Origin of the sequence: Clostridium sp. MCC353 (assembly GCF_018785315.1) — a bacterium.
In the GTDB taxonomy this organism is placed as follows: Bacteria; Bacillota; Clostridia; order Lachnospirales; family Lachnospiraceae; genus CHH4-2.
In genome coordinates, this window is the sequence record NZ_WQPN01000068.1 from 1 (window position 1) to 18,073 (window position 18,073).

Annotated in this window: 15 protein-coding genes; 12 read left to right on the forward strand and 3 right to left on the reverse strand. The window is 49.3% G+C overall.

The annotated features are described in order from the left end of the window. Window positions 1–649: 649 nt before the first annotated feature. From GPL15_RS13810 to GPL15_RS13865, 12 genes are all read left to right on the forward strand, one after another. Window positions 650–1,672 (forward strand): metal ABC transporter substrate-binding protein, encoded by a 1,023-nt coding sequence (locus GPL15_RS13810; RefSeq protein WP_215699264.1) that lies wholly within the window; start codon window positions 650–652, stop codon window positions 1,670–1,672. After that, window positions 1,669–2,388, forward strand: coding sequence for a metal ABC transporter ATP-binding protein (locus GPL15_RS13815; protein ID WP_215699265.1), 720 nt, complete (start codon window positions 1,669–1,671; stop codon window positions 2,386–2,388). The genes GPL15_RS13810 and GPL15_RS13815 overlap by 4 nt, the downstream gene beginning before the upstream one ends. After that, a complete protein-coding gene (locus tag GPL15_RS13820) occupies window positions 2,375–3,196 on the forward strand; it encodes a metal ABC transporter permease (RefSeq protein WP_215699266.1) in 822 nt (273 codons plus the stop codon). Before GPL15_RS13815 ends, GPL15_RS13820 begins: the two co-directional genes overlap by 14 nt. Before the next feature lie 113 nt (window positions 3,197–3,309). After that, window positions 3,310–4,665: a TrkH family potassium uptake protein gene (locus tag GPL15_RS13825; protein WP_215699267.1), complete on the forward strand. Its 1,356-nt coding sequence runs from the start codon at window positions 3,310–3,312 to the stop codon at window positions 4,663–4,665. Window positions 4,666–4,895: 230 nt separating this feature from the next. Next, window positions 4,896–5,549: a TrkA family potassium uptake protein gene (locus GPL15_RS13830; RefSeq protein ID WP_215699308.1), complete on the forward strand. Its 654-nt coding sequence runs from the start codon at window positions 4,896–4,898 to the stop codon at window positions 5,547–5,549. A 267-nt stretch (window positions 5,550–5,816) separates the two neighbouring features. After that, entirely contained in the window at window positions 5,817–6,521 is a 705-nt protein-coding gene (locus GPL15_RS13835; protein ID WP_346344980.1) for a LytTR family DNA-binding domain-containing protein, read from the forward strand. Then, window positions 6,518–7,849, forward strand: a complete 1,332-nt coding sequence (locus tag GPL15_RS13840) for a GHKL domain-containing protein (protein ID WP_215699269.1) — start codon at window positions 6,518–6,520, stop codon at window positions 7,847–7,849. Before GPL15_RS13835 ends, GPL15_RS13840 begins: the two co-directional genes overlap by 4 nt. Window positions 7,850–8,233: 384 nt before the next feature. Beyond that, window positions 8,234–9,901, forward strand: coding sequence for an ABC transporter substrate-binding protein (locus tag GPL15_RS13845; protein ID WP_215699270.1), 1,668 nt, complete (start codon window positions 8,234–8,236; stop codon window positions 9,899–9,901). A 197-nt stretch (window positions 9,902–10,098) separates the two neighbouring features. After that, the gene (locus GPL15_RS13850; RefSeq protein WP_215699271.1) at window positions 10,099–11,052 is read left to right on the forward strand and encodes an ABC transporter permease; all 954 of its coding nucleotides are present in this window, start codon (window positions 10,099–10,101) and stop codon (window positions 11,050–11,052) included. A 65-nt stretch (window positions 11,053–11,117) separates the two neighbouring features. Beyond that, window positions 11,118–11,984 carry an ABC transporter permease gene (locus tag GPL15_RS13855; protein WP_215699272.1) on the forward strand — a complete coding sequence of 289 codons (867 nt, stop codon included), beginning with the start codon at window positions 11,118–11,120 and terminating at the stop codon, window positions 11,982–11,984. A 23-nt stretch (window positions 11,985–12,007) separates the two neighbouring features. Beyond that, window positions 12,008–14,023, forward strand: coding sequence for an ABC transporter ATP-binding protein (locus GPL15_RS13860; protein WP_215699273.1), 2,016 nt, complete (start codon window positions 12,008–12,010; stop codon window positions 14,021–14,023). Between the two features lie 237 nt (window positions 14,024–14,260). After that, window positions 14,261–15,970, forward strand: a complete 1,710-nt coding sequence (locus tag GPL15_RS13865) for a PHB depolymerase family esterase (protein ID WP_215699274.1) — start codon at window positions 14,261–14,263, stop codon at window positions 15,968–15,970. Between the two features lie 496 nt (window positions 15,971–16,466). Here GPL15_RS13865 and GPL15_RS13870 read toward each other — a convergent pair whose 3' ends face one another. The 3 genes from GPL15_RS13870 to GPL15_RS13880 form a co-directional block, all read right to left on the reverse strand. Continuing rightward, a complete protein-coding gene (locus GPL15_RS13870) occupies window positions 16,467–17,057 on the reverse strand; it encodes an ATP-dependent Clp protease proteolytic subunit (RefSeq protein ID WP_215699309.1) in 591 nt (196 codons plus the stop codon). Then, the gene (locus tag GPL15_RS13875; RefSeq protein ID WP_215699275.1) at window positions 17,054–17,467 is read right to left on the reverse strand and encodes an AraC family transcriptional regulator; all 414 of its coding nucleotides are present in this window, start codon (window positions 17,465–17,467) and stop codon (window positions 17,054–17,056) included. Before GPL15_RS13875 ends, GPL15_RS13870 begins: the two co-directional genes overlap by 4 nt. A 386-nt stretch (window positions 17,468–17,853) precedes the next feature. Next, window positions 17,854–18,054: a hypothetical protein gene (locus GPL15_RS13880; RefSeq protein ID WP_215699276.1), complete on the reverse strand. Its 201-nt coding sequence runs from the start codon at window positions 18,052–18,054 to the stop codon at window positions 17,854–17,856. Window positions 18,055–18,073: the final 19 nt, after the last annotated feature.

The window sequence follows — 18,073 nt, forward strand, 5'->3', positions numbered from 1 at the left end:
CCTGTTGCTTTTCCCTAATAAATAAAACGTTTACTCTATAACTGAAATCACAGGTATGGAATTTCAGTTTACAACTGACGACTAACGTAGAACCACTAACATAGAATCGAGCTGATCCATGGAAAGACCAGTTTGACGTTTGATGTTAAATACTCTCATAATTTACAAACTTGTCCTTTAATTACCAGATCCAGAGAAAACCAGCAGGGGAGCGGGGAGGACGGATGGCGGAGAACCAGGGCGGGGGGCTAAACGGAGGAACCAAACGATACAGGGGTCGTGTGGAAACCGTTTAGTGGAACTTAGGCTCCCGGCATGGCGAAAGGCGGGCAGACACTGAATTCCGAATCAGTGTCTGAGATGCCCCTGAACGGTAAAGTCATCAGGAGTTTACCGTTCAGGGGCATCGGACCGCCTTTTGTCATGCTGGGAGCCTTAGCTCCACTTAACGGTTGGAATTAGATCCCTGTATCGTTTGGTTCCTCCGTTTAGCCCCCCGCCCTGGTTCTCCGCCATCCGTCCTCCCCGCTCCCCTGCGTAACTTCCTCAATTAAATATCAATTTCCCCCCACCCCCTTTACGCTTCTCCTGCAATTGTGCTATACTATTAAACTGATACATTGGCCAATACAGGCAATTGGAGGAATTTATGGTAAAATGGACGCGGAAGCTTCTTATAATAATAGCGCTGCCGTTAATGACGGCAGCCCTTCTGCCTACCGCAGGATGCGCCAGGGCAAAGACTGGGGATCCGGCTGCACAGGGCAGGAAAAAACTGCAGGTGGTCACCACCCTTTTCCCTTATTATGACTTCACCAGGCAGATTACCGGCGATCTGGTGGATTTGACGTTGGTGGTGCCCGCCGGAATGGACAGCCATTCCTTTGAACCCACACCGGCCGACATGCTGGCCATACAGAATGCCGATGTGCTGATCTGCAACGGCGGGGAGATGGAACATTGGCTGTCGGAAGTCCTGGACGCGGTGGATACTTCTGAGATGAAGGTGATTACAATGATGGATTATGTGGAAACCTTTGAAGAGGAAACCGTTGAGGGCATGGAAGAAGGCGCTGAACACCATCACAGCGAAGAGGAGCATGGCGATTATGTGGATCATGATGGATTTGAGGTGGAGATTGAATACGATGAGCACATTTGGACTTCGCCCGTCAACGCTATGAAGATCGTGTCTGTAATCAGCACCGCTCTCCAGGAGGAAGACCCTGAACATGCGGATATTTATATTCAGGATGAGGAAATCTACCTGGAACTGCTGAGGGAAATAGACGGGGATCTGAGAGACGTAATGAAACATGCCAAACGGAATATGATCGTGGTGGGGGATAAATTTCCCTTCCGGTATCTGGCGGAAGAGTATAAAATGGATTACCGGGCCGCATTTTCCGGCTGCAGCACGGATACGGAGCCCAGCGCCAAAACCATCGCCTATCTGATCGATAAGGTCAGAGAGGAACAGATTCCGGTGGTATATTATCTGGAACTGAGCAGCCACAGGGTTTCCGAGATCATAGGAGAAGAGACGGGGGCGGTTCCCCTGCTCCTGCACTCCTGCCACAATGTGACCAGAAAAGAATTTGACGATGGAATTACCTATATTGATCTCATGCGGCAGAACGTGATCAATCTGAGAAAAGGACTGGATGAATGAACCCATTAATTAAATGTGAACATGTAGATTTTGGATATGAAAACCATGATGCGGTCATCGATGTGACCATGGAGGTAAATCCCGGGGACTACCTCTGCATTGTGGGAGAAAATGGCTCCGGAAAAAGCACGCTGATGAAAGGCCTTCTGGGCCTCATAAAGCCTACGGCGGGAACCATTGCCGTATCGGAAGAACTGAAAAAGACCGGCATCGGCTATCTGCCCCAGCAGACCGCTGCCCAAAAGGACTTTCCGGCGACCGTTTATGAAGTGGTTTTGTCCGGCTGTCTGAGCCGCAGAGGGAATAAACCATTTTATTCCAGAACGGAAAAAGAGCTGGCGGCCACCAACATGGAACGGCTGGGGATCCACGGCCTGAAAAAGCACTGTTACCGGGAACTGTCCGGAGGACAGCAGCAGCGGGTGCTGATTGCAAGGGCCCTCTGCGCCACGGATAAGCTTTTGATTCTGGATGAGCCGATTACCGGGCTGGATCCGGCGGCTTCCCAGGAATTTTACCAGTTGGTGCACCATTTGAATGAGGATCAGGGGGTGGCGATTCTCATGGTATCCCATGATATCGGGAATATCGTATCCCAGGCCAACAAGATCCTTCATTTGAAGCAGAATGTGCTGTTTTACGGCGATACGAAGGACTATGTGAACAGCAGAACAGGAAAAGAATTTTTGGGAGGTGGGGACAATGGATATAATTAGGGAAATGCTGTCCTACCCATTCCTCGTCAGAGCGCTGGCGGGCGGTATTTTAGTTTCCCTCTGCGCGGCCCTTTTGGGCGTCAGCCTTGTGCTGAAACGGTATTCCATGATCGGGGACGGGCTGTCCCATGTGTCCTTTGGAGCGCTTTCCGTGGCGGTTGCGGTGGGCTGGTCCCCGCTGAAAGTATCCATTCCCGTGGTGGTTCTGGCGGCATTTCTGTTGCTGAGGATTACGGAACAGGGCAGGATCAAAAGCGATGCGGCCATTGCCATCATATCGGCCAGCGCCCTGGCTGTGGGCATTACGGTCACGTCCCTGACAACGGGGATGACTACGGATGTCAGCAGCTATATGTTCGGCAGCATTCTGGCTATGAGCGTATCGGACGTGAGGCTCAGCGTTATTTTGTCAATCATAGTGATCGGGCTGTTTCTGCTCTGTTATAATAAAGTGTTTGCGGTGACATTTGACGAGAACTTTGCCAAGGCCACCGGGGTCAATGTGGGCTGGTATAATGTGATCATAGCGGTATTGACGGCTGTGACCATCGTCCTCGGCATGAGGATGATGGGGGCCATGCTGATCTCCAGCCTGGTCATTTTCCCGGCGCTGACTTCCATGCGGATTTTTAAAAGTTTCCGGGGAGTTGTGCTGTCCTCCGGCATTCTGTCGATCCTGTGTTTCTGCATCGGCATGGTGCTGTCTTACCGGTTTTCCACGCCGGCGGGGGCCAGCGTGGTGCTGGTTAACCTGGCCGCTTTCATACTCTTCACTTTGATACAGTTTTTTAACAGGAAAAAGTTGTAGAAATGTCTCCGGTTGGTGTATAATAGGCGTATTTAATAGCAGCAGTCCAGAGGGCGGGAAAATGAGCCTTCTGAACTGCTGCAAAATGAAGAAAAAAGAGAAGGAAATTCATCATGAAAGAACCTAAAATATTCCGGATCAAAAACCATTTGACACAAACCCAGTTCATCGCGTATGGTTTTTTGGGAATTATACTCACCGGCACCGTTCTATTGAAACTGCCTTTTGCCAGTAAAAGCGGGATCAGCCCGGACTGGATCACCTGTCTGTTTACGGCCACCAGCGCATCCTGCGTGACGGGGCTGATTGTGGCGGATACCTGGACCCAATGGTCTTTGTTCGGACAGATCGTGATCATAACAATGATCCAGATCGGCGGTTTGGGATTTATCACCATCGGCGTATTCGTGTCGATTATTTTGAGAAGGAAGATCGGGCTTAAAACCAGAGGTCTGATGCAGGAGAGTATCAGCACGCTGCAGATCGGCGGAATGGTGAAGCTGGCGAAAAAGATCATCATCGGGACGGCATGTTTTGAGGGGGCCGGGGCTATCCTTTTGGCTTCCCGTTTTATACCGGAATACGGATTTTTCAGAGGGGCATTTTATGGGATTTTCCATTCCATATCGGCTTTCTGCAACGCTGGATTTGATCTGATGGGGCATCAGGCCCAGTATTCCTCGTTTGTCAATTATTATGATGACTGGATTGTGAATCTGGTGATCATGCTGCTGATCATAATCGGCGGTATTGGATTTATCGTGTGGGATGACCTGAGCCAGCATAAGCTGAAGTTCAGAAAATATAAGCTTCATACAAAAATCGTGCTCATCACCACATTTGTGCTGGTGTTTGGAAGCGCCTTTCTATTTTATCTGTTTGAACGGAATAACCTGCTGGTTGGGATGAACACCAGCGGAAAGATACTTACGTCCCTGTTCAGTTCGGTTACGGCCAGGACTGCCGGGTTTAATACGGTTGATACGGCGGCGCTGTCGGACGGCAGCAAGCTTCTCACCATTATACTTATGTTCATCGGAGGAAGCCCTGGTTCCACAGCAGGCGGCGTCAAGACGACCACCATCGTGGTTTTGATTCTGTATGTGGTATCCAATATCAGAAGGACTTACGGTGTCAATGTGTTCGGGCGCAGGCTGGAGGACGATTCCATTAAAAGGGCCAGTTCCATTTTTACTATAAACCTGCTTCTGGCGATGACGGCTTCTTTAGTCATAATGATGGTACAGCCGCTGGCCATGACAGATGTGTTGTTTGAAACATTTTCCGCTATCGGTACGGTGGGGATGACTACGGGAATCACCAGATCTTTGCTGCCGGTGTCGCGGATCATCATTATTCTGCTCATGTACTGCGGAAGGATCGGCAGTTTGTCCTTTGCGCTCTCCTTTACACAGCGGAAGAAAATTGCCCATGTGCAGCAGCCGGTGGAGCGGATTACAGTTGGATAGGAAATGAATGAAATGCCGCTGACGCGGCGGATAGAGAGGGCAGGGTGAATGAAAAGCATCATTCCCCCGCGGAATTTGCCCTGCGGGTCAAATTCAACGAATTAAGTGCCGCTAAAGCGGCGGATGGAGAGGGCAGGGTGAATGAAAAGCATCATTCCCCCGCAGAATTTGCCCTGCGGGTCAAATTCAACGAATTAAGTGCCGCTAAAGCGGCGGATGGAGAGGTAGCCATGAAATCTATATTAATAATCGGTATGGGACGTTTCGGACGCCATTTGTGTAAGAACCTTGCGGATTTGGGAAATGAGATCATGATCGTGGATGAGAGGGAGGAGAATCTGGAGGAGCTGCTTCCTTACGTTGTCAGCGCCAAGATCGGCGACTGCACCAATGAAGCGGTTTTAAGAAGCCTGGGAATCGCTAACTTTGATCTCTGCTTTGTCTGTATTGGAACGAATTTCCAGAGCAGCCTGGAGATCACCAGCCTGGTCAAAGAGCTGGGGGCAAAATTTGTTGTGAGCAAGGCCAACCGGGATATCCATGCCAAGTTTCTGCTGAGAAACGGGGCTGACGAAGTCATTTATCCTGACCGGGATATCGCTGAAAAGCTGGCTGTGCGCTACAGCGCCAACCACATTTTTGACTATATTGAATTGACGGAAGAATATTCCATCTATGAGATCCCACCCCTTCCGTCCTGGGTGGATAAGAGCCTGAAGGAATCCGGAATCCGGAACCAGTACCATATCAGCGTTTTGGGAACCAAATCAGGAGGGAAAGCCAATCTGATGCCGCCGGCGGATTATGTGATCCAGGCAGATGAACACCTGATGGTGATCGGGAAGAAATTGGATATCGATAACATTTTAAAGGAATTGTCTTAACAGATTTCCTGTGACAGGATTTTAATTAACATAGAAAAAGGAGCCGAAAGGGCTTTCAGGTGGAAATGGTGAATATCCGCATGGAGTCCGGCCGGGCTCCTTTTTTCATGTTTTTAAAGATATGGCGGTTTTTATATTTTTGTTGTAAAATATACAATAACATTGGTAACAGGGAAAATAACAGGCTGCATTTTTGTATGCCGCATACTGTGCGGGACAAATATGCGGCAGCAGTACAGACAAAATGGGGGAATGATCTTGTATAAAGTGGCGATTTGCGATGACGAACAGCAGGTCCGCATCCAACTGAAGGAGTATATGGAACGCCTTGTGGAAGAGGAGGGGAGCAAGGTATCGGTTCACGCTTTTGAGTCCGGAGAAGATTTCATGGAACACTATGACGGGGCGTATGATATCATTTTTCTGGATATAAAGATGAATGATCTGGACGGGGTTGAGGCGGCCAGGAGGATCAGGACGTTTAACAAAGAGGTGTGCATCATTTTTATTTCCAGCATGGTTCAGTATGCCCTGGACTGCTTTAAGGTCAGGGCCTTTGGTTTTTTAAAAAAGCCGTTGACCTATGAGGAGTTCCGCATGGAGGTGAAAGAGGCGCTGTCCAATATTTCCGATGACAAAAATGGAAAAGAGATCGCGGTGAAGACCGGCAGGGGGACCAAATGGGTCCAGACACACAGGATCCGTTATGTTGAGGTTCAGAATCATGAGATCATTCTGCACATGGGAATCGCTGAAGTACGGTTTTACGGGAAGTTAAAAGAGATGGAAGACCAGTTGAAAGACTGCGGTTTTCTGCGCTGCCATTCTTCCTTTTTGGTCAACTGCATCCATATCCAGGAGGTCAGGCCTTTGTCCCTGCTGTTGGATAATGGGGAAGAAATCCCAGTCAGCAAGCACCGGAAAAAGGAATTTATGGAAGAACTGACCCGTTATGCAGGGAGCAGGCTATGATTGGGGCTTTGGCGTCTGCTGTTTGGAAGATTGCAGACGATATGGTCTTCGGCCTTTGGTTCGGAATGAAGTTTAAATCGAAAGAATACGAAAATCAGTGGAGGAAGCGGCTGAACCGGACGGCGGGGGTTTTGATGATGGGGCTGTTTTTCTGGCTGACCTCATTTCATGCCAACGTGTTCACCAGCTTTTTTTTCAGGCTGGCCGGGATGACCTTTTATATGGAGATTTGCAAAGACGGCGTCCGGAGCAGAAAATTTTATGCGTCCGTCATTTTTACCCTGGCTTATTACGCCCATACCATCGTATTTGTGACGCCTGTGCTGGCAGGAGTGCGCAGGGGGGAGATTCCGCTGATCGCCGGTTCCTTATATCTGAATAAAATCTGTGTTCAGCTCCTCATATGCCTGGCCGCGTTTATACTGATCTGGATTGTGAGAAATGGGATCGATTATACCAAGATTAAAAACCGCTGGGAATTCCGCTATGGGATGTGCGCAGGGCTTGCCATATTGGAAATCTACATGAAATACACCCTGAATGAGTTTGGCAAGAAGAAAGACCAGATTGTGGAGCTGACCATATTCGCCATGATCATTTTGATGCTGATTATGATCATGCTGGTTTTCGTAGAGCAGTATTTTGCCAACGAGGACAGGGAAGAAGAGCGTCACAGGATGGAACTGCTGCAGTCGTATCAGTATGAAAGCATGAAAGAACGGGTGGCGGCGGCCCAGGACGTGAGGTGCATGTATCACGATCTGAAGAACCACCTGCTTTCCATCAGCAGCATGGCGGGCAACGGCCATTGGGTGCAGGAATATCTGACGGATATGAAGAGACAGTTAGAAGGATACGAAACAACGGTGGATACCGGAAATTCAATGCTGGATGGGATTATGAGCATAAAGATGAAAGCGGCCCGTCTCAACCAAATAAAAATGAGCGTGTATCTGGATTTCAGCCGGATCACATTTTTAAGGGATATTGATATCTGCACCATATTTGGCAATGCGATTGACAATGCTATAGAAGCGTCCATGAAGGTGCAGGATGAAGAAAAACGGTATATCCAGATCAAAAACGGGGTATTTGCCAACAATCTGGTCATTAAGATCGCAAACTACAGTGAAGAAGAGGTGGAAATGGACGACGGGCTTCCGATGACCACAAAGGAAGATTCCAGGCTTCACGGGCTGGGGCTTCTGAGCGTAAAAAAGACCGCGGCGGAATATAAGGGCATGATGACTGTGGAGCAGGAGAAGGATCAGTTTGTGTTGAAAATCCTGATCCCGATGCCGGCAGGGGACGCCTTAAAATTCCATTAACGTTCCGGCCGGGAGGGGCGCCCAGGACGGTTACGGGGATTTGGCGGCGCGCAGGAATCCGGGATGTGGGAAGCGCAAATTCATAGCATTTACCATATGTGAATTATAAATCCTTTCTATGTGTAAAATATATAATATATAGGTGTATGAATAATAATACACGGAGAGACGAAAAGACGTCTTTTTTGCGGACAACTGCAAAAAGGCGCCTTTTTTAATGTCCAATTACGTCAAAAAAACTCCCAATTACGAAAACTGGATTGAACAAAATACACAATTTTGTTATGATTCACTCACCTAATAAGAAAAATGTGCACAATAAAAGGGGAATTCTGCAGAAACACTATGATGATAATGCCGTATAACGGCAGGATGGAGGTTATCATGAGAAAGATTACAGCGTTAACAACAGCAGTTCTTATGGCGGTATCTGTATTGGCGGGCTGTTCAAAACCGACGGCGAATCCGACGGCAGCGGGGGGAACCACTTCCGCGGCATCAACGGCTGCGGAAAAAACGGAGGATACTACGGCGGCAGCAGAGGCGTCCAGAGCGGAAACAGCGGCAGCAGGAGAGGTGGAAGTGACCGACGGAGGCATTTTAAAGGTGGGCGTCCGGGCTTCTTTGTCCTGTATCGGATATCCGGGTAAAATCGCAACCCAGCAGGAACAGATGGCGGCCTGCCCGGCGATCGAGACATTGGGCCGTTTAAAAGATGATGGGGAAATCGAACCCTGGCTTCTGGAATCCTATGAAGAGAAACCTGATGAGAATAAAATCGTGTTCCATCTCCGCCCGGATGTGAAGTTTACGGACGGAACTCCTTTTGACGCGGACGCGGTGATCTGGAATATGCAGACCACTATGGAAGCAAAGAAAAAGAAATTCAACTGTGATCTGGAATTTGTTAAAGTGGACGACCTGACGGTGGAGCTTCAGCTTTCCCAATGGGATAATTCCCTGATCGACTGGTTTACATACAGTTCCGGCGGTTACATGGCGTCTCCGGCCCACATTCAAAAATTCGAAAAGGTGGAAGAAGCTTATATGTCGCCGGTGGGCACAGGGCCTTTTAAGCTGGCTTCTTATGACAACGACGTGAAGCTGGTATTTGAGAAAAATGAAGACTACTGGGGAACCAGCCATTTAGACGGAATCGAATTCTATCTGTTCTCTGATGTTGCCACCATTACGGCCGCAATGCAGACTGGAGAAATCGACGTGGTGCTGGGAGCCGACGCGGATTGTGCGGAAACCATGATAAAAGAAGGCTACAAATGGGTGAGCCGTGAGCTTCCTACAGGAAACTCCATCACATTTGCCCGTGTAACCAGCAATAACCCGGATCTCCCTACCTATGATTTAAAAGTGCGCCAGGCTCTGGCTTATGGAGTTGACTTTGACGCGATTACAAAACCATATTCCTCAAAGGGAACTTATGTGAGAACCAACCAATGGCAGAACCCGACTTCCTGGGCTTATAACGAAGAGGTAAAGGGATATCCTTACGATGTGGAAAAGGCCAAAGCCCTTCTTGCTGAAGCGGGATATGGGGACGGCTTCACGTTAGAGGCTTATGTAGTTGCGACCAACGCGACCAACAAGCAGATCGTTGAGATGATGCAGGCATACTGGTCACAGATCGGCGTTACCCTGAACATCAATCTGATTGAGCAGACGGTTATGAATGAAAAAACCATGACGGGGTGGGACGGACTTGTCATCGGCGGAAGCGCCGGTGAGAGCAAGAATGCGGTGAACTGGATGAACGCATTTACGGAAGGCAGCGGCGTGCGCTATGCCTGTGACAACCTGGATATACCGGAACTGAGAGAAATCGGGGAAAGAGCCCTGACAGCCACGGACAGAGAAGGAATGACGGCTGATTTAAAAGAAATGCAGAAAGTCATCATTGACGATTACTGCGCTATGATGCCGATCTATGCAAACAGCAAGGATACGTTTACGAAAGATTATGTGTTTGATACCTATATGGGATATTACCACTCTTCGCAGTGGTATCCGGAATCTGCATGGATGAGCGCCCATTAAGGCAGGGAGGGATTTACAAGAGCAGGTGATTTACAAGAAAGGGTGATTTACAAGAAGGGTGATTTACAAGAAGGGTGAAGGGATTTTCGAAAAAGCCTTCACCCTTTGTGTAAATAGTCCTTTGTGTAAAAATCCCTTACTGAAAAATCACCTTTCATATAAATAGCCCTTCATATAAAGATAGGAGGATATCAATCTTGACAGGATATATTCTAAAACGATTGGGCCAGTCCTGTATCGTAATTATATTAGTATCACTTTTCGCGTTTTCCCTTGTCTATCTGATGCCGGGCGATCCGGTTTATGCTCTGGTAGGGGAAGGTGTGGAACTGACAGAAGAAGAATATCAGGCTGAATACATCCGGCTGGGATTAGACAGGCCGGTTTATGAACGATATATCGATTGGGTGGGGGATGTGCTTCATGGTGATCTGGGAACCTCCACCAAATACAACGAGCCGGTTTCCGCCCTGCTGTTCAGGCGTCTTCCGGTGACCATATTTTTAGGGGGAATCTCCCTGGTTATCAGCACTTTTATAGGGATTTTCTTCGGAATGGTGGCCGCCACCAAGCGGGGAACGGTTTGGGATATGGTTGTTACCGTATTTTCCAATTTCGGAGCCGCCGTGCCATTGTTCTGGCTGGCGGTTGTGGGCATCTATGTATTTTCCGTTAATTTGAGATGGCTTCCGTCCTTTGGATTTTCTTTTCCCTGGGACGGAGATCCTTTAACCAGCTTAAAACAACTGGTGCTTCCGGTTCTGGCAATGAGCGTGGGTACGATTTCATCCACCACAAGGCAGACCCGTTCCAGCATGCTGGAAGTGATCGGCCTGGATTACATCCGGGCCACCCGGGCTAAAGGAGTGAAAGAGGGAAATGTGATCCGCCGCCATGCTCTGCCAAATGCCCTGATTCCGGTTGTAACCCTGATTGGAATGAATTTCAGGCATCTGGTAGCCGGTTCTGTGGCCAGCGAGAAGGTGTTCAATATTCCGGGAATGGGACAGCTTTTGACCACGGCTGTGTTTGGCCGTGATGTGGCTGTAACACAGGCCTGCATTCTCATTATCGCCATTGTGGTGTCAGTGGCAAATTTGGTTGTGGACATTTCATACGGAATCATTGACCCGAGAATCCGGGTGCAGTGACAGGGTTAACCGGTAAAATGAAGCGCAGTATCTGCGCATAAAACGCTCTGGCGTGGAGGAAAAATATGGACGAAAAAGCGTATAAAATCAAAAAAATAAAAAGTTTTATCCGGCGGCTGTTCCGCCGCCGCATCGTAATTTATGGAGCGGCCATCGTGTTTTTTTTCATCGTTGTGGCCATATTCGCGCCCTTTCTGGCCCCTTATGACCCTTATGCCATTGATCCCACAAATTCTATGGCACAGCCGTCCGCAGCCCATCTTCTGGGCACGGACAACATCGGCCGGGACGTGCTGAGCAGGATCATTTACGGCACCAGAACCTCTCTGCTGATCGGCATTGTGGCGGTTATGATATCCGCTGTCTGCGGGATCATTCTGGGAATGCTGTCCGGTTATATCGGCGGTACGGTGGACACGGTGATTTCCAGATGCATGGAAGCCCTGATGGCCATTCCAAATACCATGCTGGCCCTCACATTGGGCCTGGTTTTAGGGGGAGGGCTTACCAACCTGATGATCATTCTGGGGATTTCCACGATTCCCACCTATACCCGTATGATGAGGGGACAGGTAATGTCCATCCGCGGGGCGGATTATATCATGGCGGCCGAAGTGGTGGGGGTAAAACGGGTGAAAATCATGTTTTCCCATGTGCTTCCCAACTGTATGTCGCCCTTAATCGTGCTTCTGACCCGTAATATCGGCACCACGATCCTGGCGGAATCCAGCCTGAGCTTTCTCGGACTGGGAATCAACCCGCCTATGGCTTCCTGGGGGGGCATGGTGAATGACGGTTATACCAGGCTGATTGCCAATCCGGCCTTCGGCCTGGCGCCGGGAATCTGCGTGCTGCTTCTGGTTATGGGCTTTAACATTTTCGGCGACGGCCTGAGAGACGTTTTGGATCCAAGGCTGAGGGGATCTATTTAGATCTATTTAGGAGGAAAACACAGATGAGTCATTTATATGAAATCAATGATCTGATGGTGACATTTACCAATGAAGAGGGCAGATCCATAGCCGTGAACGGCGTTTCCTTCTATTTGGACAAAGGGGAAATCATCAGTTTTGTGGGGGAGAGCGGTTCGGGAAAGAGCGTGACCCAGTTGGCAGGCATCCAGTTGATCGCGTCCCCGCCAGGGAAAATCGAAAGCGGAACCGTGATGCTGGAAGGCGAAAATCTGTTGAAATATAAGCAGAACGGCCCTGAAATGCAGAAGATACGGGGCGGAAAAATCGGCATGATCTTTCAGGAACCCATGACCAGCTTAGACCCGGTCAAAACCATTGGATACCAGCTTATGGAATCCATTCTGCTCCACCATAAATGCACCAAAGCGGAGGCGGAGGAAAAAGCGGCCGGGCTATTGACCGACGTGGGGATACCGGACGCCAAAACACGTTTAAACGACTATCCCCACCAGTTTTCAGGCGGCATGCGCCAGAGAATCATGATCGCCATCGCCATTTCCGGTGATCCGGAAATCATCATCGCCGATGAGCCCACCACGGCCCTGGATGTGACCACCCAGGCGCAGATTCTGGATCTTTTGCAGGAAATATCCCAAAAGAGGGGGACGGCCCTGCTGATCGTGACCCACAATCTGGGTATTGTGGCCCGGTATGCACAGAGAATTTATGTTATGTATGCGGGAAATGTGGTGGAATCCGGCAGGGCGGAGGATATCTTTGCAGATCCCTGCCACCCGTATACGAGAGGGCTTTTAAAAGCGGTTCCAAGGCTGGATGATTCCCGGGACAGAAAGCTGATCCCCATCGAAGGCACGCCCATTAACCCGTCCAACCGTCCCAAGGGCTGTCCCTTTGCCAACCGGTGTAAATACCATGGAAGCAAATGTCCCATGGACCGGGAGCCGGAACTGGTTTTGGTGGGAGAAAACGGGCATTTCAGCGCCTGTGCCATGAGCCGTGAAGAGCTGGACGCATTTGACAGCCGGGAGAAAGAGGAAGAACTGGACCGGAGTAAGGAAGTCGGGGATACTCTTTTGAGCGTGAAAGATTTGAAGGTTTATTTTGATATCAGGAAAGGGCTTTTTAAACGGAAAACCGGGGATTTAAAGGTGATAGAAGGGGTATCTTTCGACTTGAAGAAGGGGGAGACCATTGGGCTTGTGGGAGAATCCGGCTGCGGGAAAACCACGGTTGCCAAAAGCATTTTACAGCTCTATCCTCAGGCGAAGGGGCAGATTCTGTTTGACGGGAAAGATATGAAGCAGCTTTCCGGGGAAGAGCTGAGAAAAGAGCGGAAGAATATCCAGATGATCTTCCAGGACCCTTACAGTTCCCTGAATCCGAGAAAGACGGTGGGACAGATGATTGGGGAGCCGTTAAAGACCCATGGGCTGGTGAAGTCCAGCCAGGAATATTTTGCCCGGGTGGATGAGCTGATGCGCCTGGTGGGGCTGGACCCGTCCATGAAGGAGCGGTATGCCCATGAATTTTCCGGCGGACAGAGGCAGCGTGTGGGGATTGCCAGGGCCTTAGCCAGCGATCCTAAACTGATCGTGTGCGATGAGCCGATTTCTGCATTGGACGTGTCCATTCAGGCCCAGATCATCAATCTGCTGGAAGAGCTGCAGCAGAAAATGGGGCTGACCTATATTTTCATCGCCCATGATCTGTCTGTGGTGAAGCATATCAGCGATGTAATCGCGGTGATGTATCTGGGGAAAATTGTGGAAATAGCTCCTTGTGAAGAACTGTACCATAATCCCCAGCACCCTTATACTAAGGCCCTGCTGGCGGCTATTCCGATTCCCGACCCTGCGGTGGAGAAAAACAGGGAAAAGGTGGAGATACGGGGAGAGGTTCCCAGCGTGATGAAACGGCCCGCAGGATGCAGTTTCAGCGACCGCTGTCCTCATGCTACGGATAAATGCAGGCAGGAAATGCCGGAGTATGTGGAGAGCCGGAATGGGCATTATACGGCTTGTTATTTTGTTTCATAAAGACGGCTGGCTCTTGGAAATGAAAAATTGCAACAGTTCAGACGGCTAATCTTTTTGACCGAAAAAGCCGGTCAAGAAGCATCGGATGTCCATCCGATGTGAAAAGTGACAGAGAAAGCGGCTTACAAGCGAGCTTGACGCTGCTTTCTCCATCAATTTTCCCGCCGTCTGAACTGTTATGAAAAATTCTGTTAAAGATAGAAAACAGCCGTAAAAACGGCGGAAAGAGAGGTATTCATGATGGAGATAAAACAATTTCCGGCGGATGTGTCGGGCTTTTATGAAGAAATTGATCCTGATGATATTTACCGTACCCAGCTTACCGGATTATTTGAACGCCGGTTAGATGTCGGAGGCGTTCCCCGCGCCAAGACATTTTATATATACATACCGGAACGCTGTTATCATAGTGGCCCTGCTGCGGTTCTGATCCCTTCGGAGGGGCAGGCCGTGGTGGAGTTCCTGGTACAGAGCGGGTGGAAGGAGACTGCGGACCGGGAAGGCATTCTTTTGCAGATTGCGGCTCCGGGGGAAGATTACGAATATGTGCAGGCATTGGAGACCATGGTCCGGGACCGGACTTATTATAACATCAACAAAGCCTATGTCTATCTGGCCGGTTATGGCACAGGGGCCAGGCTGGCCCAGATGCTGGCTTTGGAAGTGCCCTCCCATTTTGCGGGAGCGGTGTGCGCAGGCGATTACGGGGTGGAAGAGGAACTGCTCAAGGAGTGGGGGGACCGTCCGTCCGACTATGATTTCATGCCCATGAGGGAGGTTCCGCTGCCCATGTGCCTGCTTTCCTGCCCGGAAACCGGGGAAGAAAAAGCGGCTCAGGAGAGGGCGGCATGTTATTGGAAACAGGCCAATTTGTCCCGGGAAAAGCCTTATGAGCAGGACGGCCTTACCGTATATCTGGCGAAAGAGGACACAAATGCGTCTCTAATCGAGGAAATAGCCGGCGCGCCTCTCATTTTGGGAAATATGAAGACTGATGAGGTGATGGGAAAAGCGGACTGGATCTGGGAACTGGTATCCCGCTATACCAGAACCACGGGCATTGCCAACGGCCACCTTCGCCCAAGGCGGTCATTAAAAGCCTGGGGAGCGGAGAGAAGGACCATCCGGGTTGACCAGTATTTGAGGGACTGGGTGGAATATATCCCGTCTAAGGTGAAACGTGATCCCGGTTATAAAGCGCCGGTGGTGGTCTGTTTCCACGGCGGAGGCAACCGGAATGAGCCGATGATGGCTTCCACCGAATGGGTTAAGGTGGCGGAGGCCAGGAACTTCATCGCTTTGTTCCCGGCCGGTTCCATGCGCCGCATGGCGGATAAGGGCTGGATGCCTCATCCTGCCTGGAATTCAGGCCGCGTCGGGGATATCATGGACGATGAAAAACTGGTGAAAATGATGCTGGAAGACGTATTTTCCCGCTTTAACGTGGACCGTTCCAGAGTATACGCCAACGGCCATTCCATGGGCGCCTGCATGTGCCAGAGGGCCATTCTCGCCCTGCCGGAGTATTTTACCGCAGGAGCGTCCACGGGAGGGGTGCTCAAAGGCGGGTTCTTCGGGTATTTTGATACGGAGGGCGTGAAGGAAAACTGTAAAATGCCCCTCTGGATGGTCATGGGTGAAAATGACTACAACGGCGGCACCTATGAAAACCCGGCCAACTTCACAAAGGTGAATGCCGAGTATTGGACGAAGCGGAATGAAACCCAGCCGGTGGATGAACCGCTTACCTACCGTAACGGATTGTATTATCATAAAGTCTATTTGAATAAGCAGGGTGTCCCCATGGTTCAGTTTACCACGGTGGATTATAAGCCCCACTGCTGTACAGCGCAGGATTCCTGGTTTTTTTATGATGAATGGTTCTCTAAGTTCAGCAGGAGGGAAGACGGGACGCTGGTTTATCTGAATGGGGTTGAGGTGAAGTAAAGAAAAGGGATTTATTGGCGAAAGTTACGCAGAAAAACGGGGCGAGACGGCGGAGGCTGGGCTGGGCGTTTGGAACGGGCCGGGCTGGCCGGAATCCGACGGCGCCGGAAGGCAGCTTCCAACCGTAAGTGAAACTAAGGCCGCAGGAATGGAAAAAGGCGGTTCTATGCCCATTCACGGTGAACTCTTTATGGACTTCACCGTGAATGGGCATCTCAGAAACTGATTCGGTTTTCAGTTTCTGCCCGTCTTTTTCCATCCCTGCGGCCTAAGTTTCACTACACGATTTCCAGATGCCTTCCGGCGCCGTCGGATTCCGGCCAGCCCGGCCCGTTCCAAACGCCCAGCCCAGCCTCCGCCGCCTCGCCCCGTTTTTCCGCTGGTTTTTTCATGGGATGGGGAATTTAACATCAACCCTCAAGGGATTTTCGAAAATGCCTTCACGCTTTACTTTAAAAATTGTATGCCTTCTTTCCTAATAAGCGGTCTTTACATTTTATAAGCGTTTTGAAATCACCGTATCAATTAAACCATATGTTCTGGCTTCTTCTGCTGTCATAAAATTGTCCCGGTCTGTATCGCGCTCTATTTCTGCGATTGTCCTTCCTGTATTTTGGGCCAGCAGTTGATTTAAGCGCTGCTTATTCTTTTGCATATAATCAGACATTATCTTTATGTCGCTGGCGGGGCCTTTTATGCCTCCGGATATGGCGGGCTGATGGATCATAATTTCGGCATTTGGCAGAGCGAACCGTTTTCCTTTTGTACCGGCGGCCAGCAAAAAAGCCCCAAAGCTTGCTGCAAGGCCAACGCAGATTGTGGATATATCACATTTAATATAGTTCATTGTGTCAAAAATGGCCAACCCCGCCGTCACAGAACCGCCGGGACTGTTAATGTAAAGACTTATATCCTTATCAGGGTCCTGCCCTTCCAAAAACAACAATTGGGCAGTAATTAAACTGGCCGTTGTATCGTTTACCTCTTCACCTAAAAAAATGATCCGATCAGATAACAGTCTGGAATAGATGTCGTAACTTCTTTCTCCTCTGCTTGTTTGTTCAATTACATATGGCACTGTACTCATGCAGCATTGACCTCGCATTTCATAGTAGATTTATAAAGCATAACAAGACTGCCCTTCAGTTCAAATTTATTGAACTTGGGAACGTGGACTTTCAGCTTTCTGTACTCTTTAGGAGGATACCCGTATAGCTGACGAAATGCAAAAGTAAATGATTCCTGGGAACTGTAATTTGCCTCATAAGCAATTTCTATAATCGGCTTTTCTGTATAAACAAGTTTTTCAGCCGCCACAGTGAGCCTGCGCAGTTGTATATATTTATATATCGTGCAGCCTGCATACTCTAAAAACATTCTGTTGAGATGAAATTTAGAATAAGCAGCCTCTTTTGCAATATCATCCAAATTTAATTGGCTGTCCAGGTTATCTTCTATATAACTGATCACATTTTTAATGATTTTTTCATTTTCCATCTTCCCACTCTCCGTTTATGATGTTGTACCGCTATAATACCATTGTAACACGCTTTATCTAAAACTGTCCTAATATAAATTGCTGTTTAATTGAGGAAGTTACGCAGGAAAGCGGAGAGGGCGGACGGCGGGAAAGAAGACCGGAGAGCGGAACGGGGGGGAAACAATTTGATGCAAATGCTGTGGGGATTTACATCAACCCTCAAGGCATTTTCGAAAATGCCTTGAGGGTTAATGTAAGGGTTGATGTTAAATTGTTTTTAATTACTTGAGCCAGAGAACATCAGCAGGGAAGCGGGACGAGGGGGCGGACTGGATGTTTGGATGCGGCCGGGCCCAGGGGAATCCTTCGGGGATGAAAGCCATCTGGAAACCGTTAGTGAAAGTTAGGCTCCAGGGATAGAAAAAGACGGGCAGAAACTGAAAGCCGAATCAGTTTCTGAGATGCCCACTGAACGGTAAAGTCCCATAAAGAGTTTACCGTGAATGGGCATCGGACCGTCTTTTTCTGTCCCTGGAGCCTTAGTTTCACTTACGGTTGGAAGCTGGTTTTCATCCCCGAAGGATTCCCCTGGGCCCGGCCGCATCCAAACATCCAGTCCGCCC